Annotated in this window: 8 protein-coding genes and 1 pseudogene; 7 read left to right on the forward strand and 2 right to left on the reverse strand. The window is 37.6% G+C overall.

Annotated elements, in window-relative coordinates:
• From AC1DND_RS12840 to AC1DND_RS12860, 5 genes and pseudogenes are all read left to right on the forward strand, one after another.
• Nucleotides 1–403: pseudogene (locus AC1DND_RS12840) on the forward strand (TonB-dependent receptor); the annotation flags it as partial.
• Nucleotides 404–522: 119 nt separating this feature from the next.
• The gene (locus AC1DND_RS12845) at nucleotides 523–1,167 is read left to right on the forward strand and encodes a thiamine phosphate synthase (RefSeq protein WP_477582107.1); all 645 of its coding nucleotides are present in this window, start codon (nucleotides 523–525) and stop codon (nucleotides 1,165–1,167) included.
• A 59-nt stretch (nucleotides 1,168–1,226) separates the two neighbouring features.
• On the forward strand, nucleotides 1,227–2,318 hold the full coding sequence (locus tag AC1DND_RS12850; RefSeq protein ID WP_477582109.1) for a hypothetical protein: 1,092 nt from the start codon (nucleotides 1,227–1,229) through the stop codon (nucleotides 2,316–2,318).
• A gap of 63 nt (nucleotides 2,319–2,381) precedes the next feature.
• Entirely contained in the window at nucleotides 2,382–2,942 is a 561-nt protein-coding gene (locus AC1DND_RS12855) for a hypothetical protein (RefSeq protein ID WP_029276811.1), read from the forward strand.
• Nucleotides 2,939–3,433 carry a GNAT family N-acetyltransferase gene (locus AC1DND_RS12860; protein WP_029276813.1) on the forward strand — a complete coding sequence of 165 codons (495 nt, stop codon included), beginning with the start codon at nucleotides 2,939–2,941 and terminating at the stop codon, nucleotides 3,431–3,433. Before AC1DND_RS12855 ends, AC1DND_RS12860 begins: the two co-directional genes overlap by 4 nt.
• On the opposite strand, the gene AC1DND_RS12865 is transcribed toward AC1DND_RS12860, so the two are convergent.
• The gene (locus AC1DND_RS12865) at nucleotides 3,430–4,176 is read right to left on the reverse strand and encodes a DNA alkylation repair protein (protein ID WP_477582112.1); all 747 of its coding nucleotides are present in this window, start codon (nucleotides 4,174–4,176) and stop codon (nucleotides 3,430–3,432) included. The two genes, AC1DND_RS12860 and AC1DND_RS12865, sit on opposite strands and share 4 nt — an antisense overlap.
• Nucleotides 4,177–4,266: 90 nt before the next feature.
• Nucleotides 4,267–6,708 carry an outer membrane beta-barrel protein gene (locus AC1DND_RS12870; RefSeq protein WP_477582114.1) on the reverse strand — a complete coding sequence of 814 codons (2,442 nt, stop codon included), beginning with the start codon at nucleotides 6,706–6,708 and terminating at the stop codon, nucleotides 4,267–4,269.
• A gap of 321 nt (nucleotides 6,709–7,029) precedes the next feature.
• On the opposite strand from AC1DND_RS12870, the gene AC1DND_RS12875 reads away from it, so the two are divergent.
• Nucleotides 7,030–8,649 carry a sensor histidine kinase gene (locus tag AC1DND_RS12875; protein ID WP_477582116.1) on the forward strand — a complete coding sequence of 540 codons (1,620 nt, stop codon included), beginning with the start codon at nucleotides 7,030–7,032 and terminating at the stop codon, nucleotides 8,647–8,649.
• 7 nt (nucleotides 8,650–8,656) lie between these two features.
• On the forward strand, nucleotides 8,657–9,403 hold the full coding sequence (locus tag AC1DND_RS12880; RefSeq protein WP_477582118.1) for a LytR/AlgR family response regulator transcription factor: 747 nt from the start codon (nucleotides 8,657–8,659) through the stop codon (nucleotides 9,401–9,403).
• Nucleotides 9,404–9,477: the final 74 nt, after the last annotated feature.

Raw genomic sequence — 9,477 nt, forward strand, 5'->3', positions numbered from 1 at the left:
CTATGATAACGGTGGACAGGTGGTAAACAACTATAAATTAACCGACATCTCCTATTCTCCAAGCGCTGTTCTTTTTGGGGAGCTGGTTTACAAACCTGTTAGTGGTTTTGCTGTAGCCTTACAGAGCAAATATGTAAGCAAACAATACCTGGATAATACGCAGAACAACGATAGGACCATTAACGGTTATTGGGTAAGCAATGCACGTTTGGGTTACGACTTTAAATTTGCAGGTGTTAAAAACGTAAACCTTGGTTTATTGGTAAACAATATTTTCGATAAGAAATACGAAAGCAATGGTTATACCTATGGCTACCAGGCAGGTGGAAGCAGGGTAACCGAAAACTTCTTTTACCCACAGGCGGGAACTAACTTTTTGCTAAGCCTGAACGTTAAGTTTTAGAAAAGCTTAACATTCAAAAAACAGGATCGTCATTGCGGAATATACTTGCAATGGCGATTTTGTTTATATTGCCTCCTGATCTTAAAATCAAATCATCTTAAAAATCCTGTTCACCCAGTATGAAATATATAGAGAGGCTTCATTACATTACGCACGATATCCCCCATTTAAGCCATATCGAACAGGTGCAACAGGCCTGCGAGGCTGGCGCAAAATGGATCCAATACCGTTGCCTGAGCAAAAGCGATGAAGAACTCTTACAGGATATTAATGCGATAGCCGAAATCTGTGATGATTGGGGTAGCACCTTAATCGTTACCGATCATGTTCATTTAAATGGAAAGGCCGATATACAGGGTTTTCATATGGAAGATATGGATGCCGATTTTATCGCCCTGCGCAATCTGGTTGGAAATGATATCACCCTTGGAGGATCAGCAAGTACAATAGAAAATTTAATCAGACTTGCCCAGGAAGGAGCCGATTATGTTGGTTATGGTCCATTTGCAGAAACTGAAACCAAACCCAATAATTATGCGCTTGTAGGTACCGAGGGCTATCAACAGGTAATAAAAGAATTGAAGGCGATGTCCATCAATATTCCGGTGTTGGCGGTGGGCGGGATAAAAACCTACGATGTAGAAGCTTTAATGCAAACCGGTATTTATGGTATAGCCGTATCCGGAGCCATTAATTTTGCCGATGATTTTATTGAAGCCTATCAAGATTTTTACACTTTAGTTAAAGAAACTACTGTTAATTAACACTTTATAGTTTGAAGCCTGTAGGATAATTTTTAGTTTTGGGATAAAACCTAGCTAATATGTCTGAAAACGCTCTTCAAACCAATGCACCCTGGAACATTTATAAAAAAATCTCTTTCAGATTCTTTTTCCTTCTGTTACCTCTTTTCATCATCCTGAACAATAACGGGGCTTTTCAATTTCTGTCGGGATTACTGCAGTTGCCGAGTTTGGTCCTGCACCATTTTATTCCATGGTTTTCTAAACATATTATCCATTACAATTACGATTTTACAATTTATACCAATGGCAGTGGGGATACCTCTTACGATTGGCTATTATTGCTTTTTATATTTTTCGTTTCGGTAATAGGCTGTATCATCTGGTCGGTTTTAGACCGCAAACGCAAAAGCTACAATGCTGCCTATTATTGGCTCGTGGTACTGGTGTTCCGTAGAACGGTAGTGGTTGGTGCCTTTCTTTCACTAGCGGCCACGGCACATGTAATGGCGATGAACTACTTCTTCGATGTACCGGTAAAACTACTCTCTACCGCACTTGTGGTAATGAGTCTTTTTATTTTGGCACCGCATTTCTTAAAGCTATACCGCTTCTTTCTCAAATATGAAAGTCAGCAGCTGGATAAAATGTATCGCCCTACCTTTAAAAAGCGATGGCTTTACATTTTGGCTTATAGCTTAAAATATTTGTACATCACCGCCTCTATCGTTTCCTTACTGTATACATTCATCCAACAAACAAAAATTTATGGCAGTGCTGCACCCAAGCCATTTTTGTATGGCATTTACAATGTAGAAGACATGACGCTCAAAGGTAAGACTTTGCTCCCGTTAACTACGGACAGCACCCGTTGGAAACAATTGATTGTCAGTCGAGAGGGGTACGCAAGAATAAAAAAGATGAACGATAGTACCGCTAATTTCACTACTGTTTTTGATCAGAAAAAGAAAGAACTGGTATTAAAATCTACCAGTAAAGATTCATTGAAGTATATGTTAAAATACCATGTTATTGGAAAAGATAAGCTGGTGATTTCTGGTCTGAGCGATAAAGATTCTATATCGGTAAGCTTTAAAAAGAAAGATATGAAAGATTTTAGACTCATCAACAGGGGCTTCCATTGGGTGAGTGAATATCCATACAATCGTTAATCATTTTACCCCTAACTGATTCTTCTTATACCGTACTTAAAGCGAAATTTCTATATTCGCAGTATGTCTTCACACCATATTGTAAAAGAAAAACAAGAGCCGGCTTTATACATCGATGAGCTTGGGAATTTTAATGAAGAGCTTTTGGGGCAACTGCTCGAATGGAGCCCTACGCTTTTGGTTAACGGAGAAAATTACGATAAGATTTTTTCTTTAGGCTTAAAGGTAGATGTGCTTGTAAACGGGAACGGACAGGAAACGCAAGAGGATACAAAAGTTATTCAAGGCCCTGTTGATGCTTTAATGGTGGCGGTAAATTATCTGTACGAAGAGAAATATCCCGCGGTAAATGTAATTGCGAAGAAATTTGATCTGGAGAAGTTTGCCGGATTTGAAGACAAAATTAATCTGGTGGTGTTTACTGAAAGATCGAAGCACTATCCCATAAAACCGGGATTCTCCGTTTGGAAACCTGCAGGAAGTGAATTCCTGATCCATGGCAACCGATATATCGAAGTAACTAACCTGGTGCAGAATGAAGAAGAAATTTTTACTGTAGTTAAAGATGGCTTTGTAGAATTTACCTTTTCAGGACAACCAATTTTTATTAGCGAACCAATATGATTACCCTCAGAAAAGCAAAAGAAGAAGATATAGAAATCATCAGGGCTATTGCTGCGGCAACCTGGCCATCAACCTACCTCGATATTATCGGGCAGGAACAGATTGATTACATGTTGGATAAAATGTACAATAAAGGAGAACTCCTAAAGCAATTTATGGAAGGGCATATTTTCCTGATTGCAGAGGAAGGCGAAAATCAGTTCGGTTTTGCAGGATATTCTATTGTTGGACACGAAGAGCGAATTTACAAACTGCACAAGCTTTATGTGCTGCCATCTGCACATGGCAAAGGTGTTGGGAAAATCTTAATTAATGAGGTTTTTAACCAGGTTAAGGATGCCGGAGGAAGTGCTTTACAATTGAATGTGAACAAGCATAATAAAGCCAAAGATTTTTACCTAAAAGGAGGTTTTACCATTAAAGAGTCGGTAAAACTTGATATAGGTGAAGGTTACTTCATGGACGATTATGTAATGGAATACAAATTCTAATCTACTCTCTTAAGGTAATATTCTCGATCGCTTTTGTCAAAATGTTTTATGGCGTAACGCAGCATGGTACGGGGCATTGTTGTGGCATGTTTTTCTAAGAAAGCCATTAGCAGGGCTTTATTTTTTGTGCCTGCCTGCCTGATCCAACCACCAACTGCTTTGTGGATCAGGTCTTCGCGATCATTTAAAAGAATTTGTGCAATGCCAAAAGTATCGGTCAAATCGCCTTTACGGATAAAATAAGATGTGCTCACTATTGCTGTCCGGCGCTGCCACATATTTTCTGAAACGGCTAATTGGTATAAAATATCTCTTGGTTTATCAAATAAATAACTGCCCACTACAAAACATGCGGCACGGTCTACCAGGTCCCAATTGTTAATCCGGTCGTGCCGGTTAAGGTAAAGTTCAAAAAGGGCTTTCTTTACATCTTCAGTTGTTTTTTTATCCCTTGCCCTAAAATCCATTATGCTTACTGCACCTGCCCGATGTTCATGAACCGGACTTTCTAAAAGCTTTTCTATTTCCTGAACAGGCATGGCCACAAAAGCTTTGGCAACTTCGAAAACCTGCCCCATCCGAACGCCAATAAACCGGTCTCCCGCCCCGTAATCACCCTCCTCAGTTTTAAAATAACGGGTAATCTTTTCCAATTCTGCGTTAGATTGGTAGGTGCTTAATTTTTCAATAAAAGCAGCAGCTGTTAAATTTGTAGTTTGTTTGGAGATTTTCTCGACAGACATTTTGTTCAGGTTTCCAGTTTAAATATACACAAAACAGAAAACCCGACCAGCATAATGTTGATCGGGTTTTCACAATTGAAGGGCTGAGTGTTAATTTTTCATACGGCCTTGTTCCGCTTCGGTTCCTGTTGCACGGCGGCGGGCAGGTTTAATTTCATTTTTACCAAAACGATAGGTAAAACTGATTCTACCAATTTGAGTTTCATTTTTTTGATGTACCGAGTAAGTTAAACCCGGATAGGCACTTGATAAATTGTTTTCAGACATGTTAAATACATCTGATAAGGCCAGCTTCAAACTTGCTTTTTTGTTAAACAGCGATTTACTCAAACCCGCATCCACATAATAACGGGCTTTTAAACTTAGGGTACCGTAATCAAGCGGAGATTCGTAACTGCCATTTATTTCTGCCGTAAAACCATCCATAATGGTAAAGGTTTGTTGCGATTTAAACTGGAAAGAGGTTTTTCCGGTTTTTAAAGCGCTCCCGGCCAAATCTGGTGATTTGAAACTGAGGTAAAAAACATTTAAATTATTGTTGGTCTGCCACCATTTCGTAATCTGAACGGGTACGTTTAAATTGGCATTGTAGCTAATGTTGGTGGCAATATTTGCATTCGTTTGATATAACGATTGATTTGCTGCATCAGGTAAAATTACCTCTGCAATTACATCGTTAACCCTGCTATAGCCAATTGAGAGCATATATTTTTGTAATAGAGTATAACTAAGCTCAAAATTGTGTGTATACTGTGGATTTAAAAAGGGATTCCCTTTGCTATAGGTAAATTCGTCTAAATAATAAATAAAAGGATTTAAAGCATCATAACTTGGGCGGTCTATCCTCCTGCTATAAGAAAAACCCAACTGATTGTTTTTTGAAAGCGTTTGTTGAACAAATAACGTTGGAAAGAAATCCCAGTAATTTCGTTCTACAACAGTATTTTTGGTAATCAGATTTCCTTTCGAATTGGTTTGCTCAACCCTTAAGCCAATCTGTACGCTGGTATTTTTAAACTGCTTGTTTATATTGGTATAAGCCGCATTTACATTTTCATCGTATACAAATTGATTGCTTCGTTTTACATCGTTTTGCCAGGCATTGCTTACCAACTCTTCCGCCTGCAGGTCATTGTCGGTTTTAACCCAACTGCTTTTAACCCCGGCTTCGAGTTTAACCGTTTTGTTAAGTGAAACATTATAGTCGACTTTAAATGCTTTGATATCAATAATCGATGGGGTGTTGTTCCGGGTATATCTAATAGGACGGATTCTGTCTCCATTTTGGAACCGGTAATCGTTTTCATAATTAGAACCATCGTTTCCTTTGTATTTGGAATAATCTACATCTGCAGAGATTTCTGAACCCGCGGTATCCAGAACAGATTTGTAATTTAAGTTATAAGAAACATTATTGTATTTGTTTGCCTGCAATGAGTTGGTTATGAGGCTCGAATCTACCTGGTTAAAAGATGGGCCAATTAAAGTATTGTTTACCGTAGTTTCATTTCCATGGTTAAAGTAGCCGTTTACCAATACACCAATCGTGTTCTTTTTATCAATAAAGTAATCTATACCTGCTTTAAAGTTATTGTTCTGTTGCTTTCTATGGCTGGTACCCACCTGCATAAAATAAGTATCTGGTGTTCCGTTCGAAATACGGTCGATGGCAATGAGGTTATCGCGCTCATTTCTTCCATAATTGTAATTACCGAAAAGGTTTAATTTTTGCGTTCTGTGGTTTAGGTTTAAACCGGCATTTCCCCTAAAGTTTTTGCCATAACCGGCTGTTCCGCTTATACTGCCATTGCTTCCGCCATTTTTGTTTTTCTTCGTTTTGATGTTGATAATTCCCGAGTTGCCAGAGGCATCGTATTTTGAAGACGGATTGGTAATCAGTTCAATGCTCTCAATCTCCGAGCTCTGCATGTTACGCAGTAGATTCGCCACATCGGCACTGCTCATGTAGGTCTGTTTTCCATCCAGTTGAATTAGCACGCCTTGTTTACCCATCATCGAGATCTTATCATTCTGATCTACCGTTACGCCTGGTGCTTTTTGCAAAACTTCCAGCGCAGTAGAACCTGTCATAATCGAACTATTGGAAACATTCATCACGATCTTATCCATTTTTCTTTCGATTAATGGTTTAGTTACAGCTACATTCACTTCTTTTAAATTTTGAGTGCTTGCGGTAAGCTGAGCCGATCCGAAATCTACCTTTTGATTATCTTCTGTTAAAACGATGGTTTTACTTTTAAGTGTTTTGTAACCCATGTTACTGGCTTTATAAAAATAACTCCCCTTACCCGAAACATTAAAATTAAATGCTCCGTTTGGATCGGTAAATGCCGTTTTAACCACACTCGAATCGGAAGCTTTAAAGAGCACAACAGTAACGTAATCTGCAGGTTTTTTGGTTTCATCTAAAATTACCCCACTAATGTTCGGTTTAGGATTTGTTTGCGCAAAACCAACTGTAACGGTAAAAAGGAAAGTAACGATAAGTGATATTCTGTATAATGTTTTCATTTTTAGGTATTTATTCTTAAAAAAATAGGCAAAAAGATTTCTATACCGCATGTACATGCGCTTTCAATTTAATTGCTTGCTTATTTTAAAGTTTAGCCCGGAAACGAAAGGTTTCCGCTTGTTTAGTTATAAGTAAGACGACCGTTTTTTGAAAAGGTTACAGGGAAAGTGAAAAAGTCCCGAGTCGGCTTATTCTTCACTGTGAACATTCAAATACTGCGCAAAACAATACCTCTACTATTTCAAACACCACCTTTCCTGTTTTATGGTTTTAGTTTTGCTATTATTGCTACAAGTTTGATGAAAATTAAACTTAACCTTATGAAAAAGACGACCCTCATATTGCTCAGCCTCTTTATTTCCTTATCTGCCGCATATGCGCAAAAAGGCATTAATTTTTCTAATAACATTGCTGCTGGAGGAAAATTGCTCATGCATGTAGATAGTGGAGCCAGAAACGTTTTTTATGCTATTGGATTTCCCAATCAACCCCGCACATCCTTTAATTACTTACCTGATGTAAACCATGTAAGTATCTCGATTAATTTTAGAAAGAATATTAATATACAGCACTATCGGTACACCATTTTGGCAGATAACAAACCCATTGCGCTCAATAAGCCGATTAACATGGCGCAGCTGAAAGATACACACGCAGAAGGAGATGAAGAACTGTTCAGTTCGACAACACTGGGCATTTTCCCTGTAAAAGATAAAACGGTTACCACACTTGTTTATAGTATAGATAAACCGCAGGATATCGATAAAGCTGTTTTTTACGGAAAGTCGATACCGAGAGCAAAAATCCTATCTTTTTCAATGCTGAGCAAAAGCGATCAGGTCTATAGCACCAGCTGGGTAAAAGACCCAAAAGGGAGCACAAACTTTACTTTCACTGAAAAAGATCTGCAGCTAACCATCGTTAAAGACAAATCGGATATTGATTATCTTTACTATACCTCAATAAAAGACAAAAAAACCAATAAAATCATTTTCGAATCAACTACCTGGCGATATGGTGGCATCATAAGTGAAGATCATGAGCAACTACCTTTTATAGAAATTGATAAAAACATTTTCAAAAAGTCGGGCGAGTATGAAATTATTATTCAGCCATCAATTAAATGGACCAGTTGCTTTGATTGCGATATTTCACCAAAAGAAACCGAAAAATACGTAACCCGCCATACGCTTGCTATCACTTTAGCCGAAGAAAGCTACACCAAAAAAGAACTTTATAGTTATGCTTTAATGGCAACATTTGTTATTGGTTTAAATTTTTTACTGATACTTCACGCGATCAAAAGAAGAAACAAAAAAAAGATTGTAGAACAAGAGCAGCAAAAAAACACGGCAAAGCTTCAGCTTAACTCCATTCGTTCCCAGTTAAACCCTCATTTTTTATTTAACGCACTTTCTGGCATTCAAAATTTAATGAACAAAAACGAAATAGACAATGCCAACAAATACCTGTCTAAGTTTGCCCGCTTAACCCGTAATGTGCTTGATGATAAAGAATTGATCAGTTTATCACAAGAAAAAACTTTATTAGACGATTACCTGCAAATGGAGCAATTGCGGTTTGGTTTTAAGTACGAAATTAACCGTTCAGAAAACTTAGACCTGGATAACGTAGAAATACCCAGCATGCTGCTACAACCTTTTGTAGAAAATGCGGTGAAACACGGCATTTCGAAAAAAGCTACCGATGGAAAAATTGTAATCACATTTACCAAGCAAGCAAATGATTTGGTGTTAACTATTAGCGATAATGGAAATGGATTTGACACAGAAAAAAAGAATAATGGTTTAGGTCTTCAATTAAGTAACAGTAGAATAGCACTCTTAAATAGTATTTATAAGCAAAATCGCTTTACTTTAGCCATACAGCCAAGCACAAACGGCACCAAAATAAGTTTAACATTAACCGATTGGCTATAATATTATAATGAAGGCAATTTTAATAGACGATGAAATTTCCAATTTAGAAAACCTACGGACTTTGTTAGAAAAGCACTGTTCGCAGGTAACCATAATGGCAACAGCGCAAAATATTAACGATGCGGTTGGCATTATTGAAAAATATTCACCTGATTTAGTATTTCTGGATATTCAAATGGGCGAGCAAACAGGTTTTGATGTACTAAAACTGCTTCCAACACGTAATTTCGAAGTTATTTTTGTTACCGCTTACGATCAATATGGGATACAAGCAGTAAAATTTGCTGCCTTAGATTATCTTTTAAAACCCATTGATATTGAAGAATTGATAAACGCGGTAAATAAAGCTGAACATAAACTGATAACACAAATACAAAATCTACAGCTTGATTTTTTACTGCAGCAACTAAAAAAGCCCGAAACCAATGTTAGCAAGATTGCCCTACAGATGCAAAGCGAAATAAGGTATGTTGCTTTATCAGAAATTATACGTTGCGAGGCAGACAATACTTATACCCGCTTCTTCCTTTCAAGTAATGAAAAAATATTGGTTTCTAAATCACTTAAAGAATATGCAGATTTACTGCGCCCCAGCGGWTTYTTAAGAACKCACCAAAGCCATTTAGTAAATCCAAAATATGTAAAAAGCTGGTTAAARGAAGACGGTGGKATTYTACTCTTAACMTCTGGAGAAAARATWCCSGTTTCWAAGCCCAACAARGATACTGTAAAACTAGCATTGCAACAACTCTAAATTATAGGGCAGGCTTCATCATTTATCAAAGAGGAACTTTATCTACAGAAAAAGCCTTTTCCACTGCTATGGAA

The organism is Pedobacter sp. 01N416 (genome assembly GCF_056399685.1).

What these genes read in the sequence shown, in the direction of transcription:
- AC1DND_RS12845 (WP_477582107.1), top strand. Translation starts at nt 523, where the DNA reads ATGAAATATATAGAGAGGCTTCATTACATTACGCACGATATCCCCCAT.
- AC1DND_RS12850 (WP_477582109.1), top strand. Translation starts at nt 1,227, where the DNA reads ATGTCTGAAAACGCTCTTCAAACCAATGCACCCTGGAACATTTATAAA.
- AC1DND_RS12855 (WP_029276811.1), top strand. Translation starts at nt 2,382, where the DNA reads ATGTCTTCACACCATATTGTAAAAGAAAAACAAGAGCCGGCTTTATAC.
- AC1DND_RS12860 (WP_029276813.1), top strand. Translation starts at nt 2,939, where the DNA reads ATGATTACCCTCAGAAAAGCAAAAGAAGAAGATATAGAAATCATCAGG.
- AC1DND_RS12865 (WP_477582112.1), bottom strand. Translation starts at nt 4,176, where the DNA reads ATGTCTGTCGAGAAAATCTCCAAACAAACTACAAATTTAACAGCTGCT.
- AC1DND_RS12870 (WP_477582114.1), bottom strand. Translation starts at nt 6,708, where the DNA reads ATGAAAACATTATACAGAATATCACTTATCGTTACTTTCCTTTTTACC.
- AC1DND_RS12875 (WP_477582116.1), top strand. Translation starts at nt 7,030, where the DNA reads ATGAAAAAGACGACCCTCATATTGCTCAGCCTCTTTATTTCCTTATCT.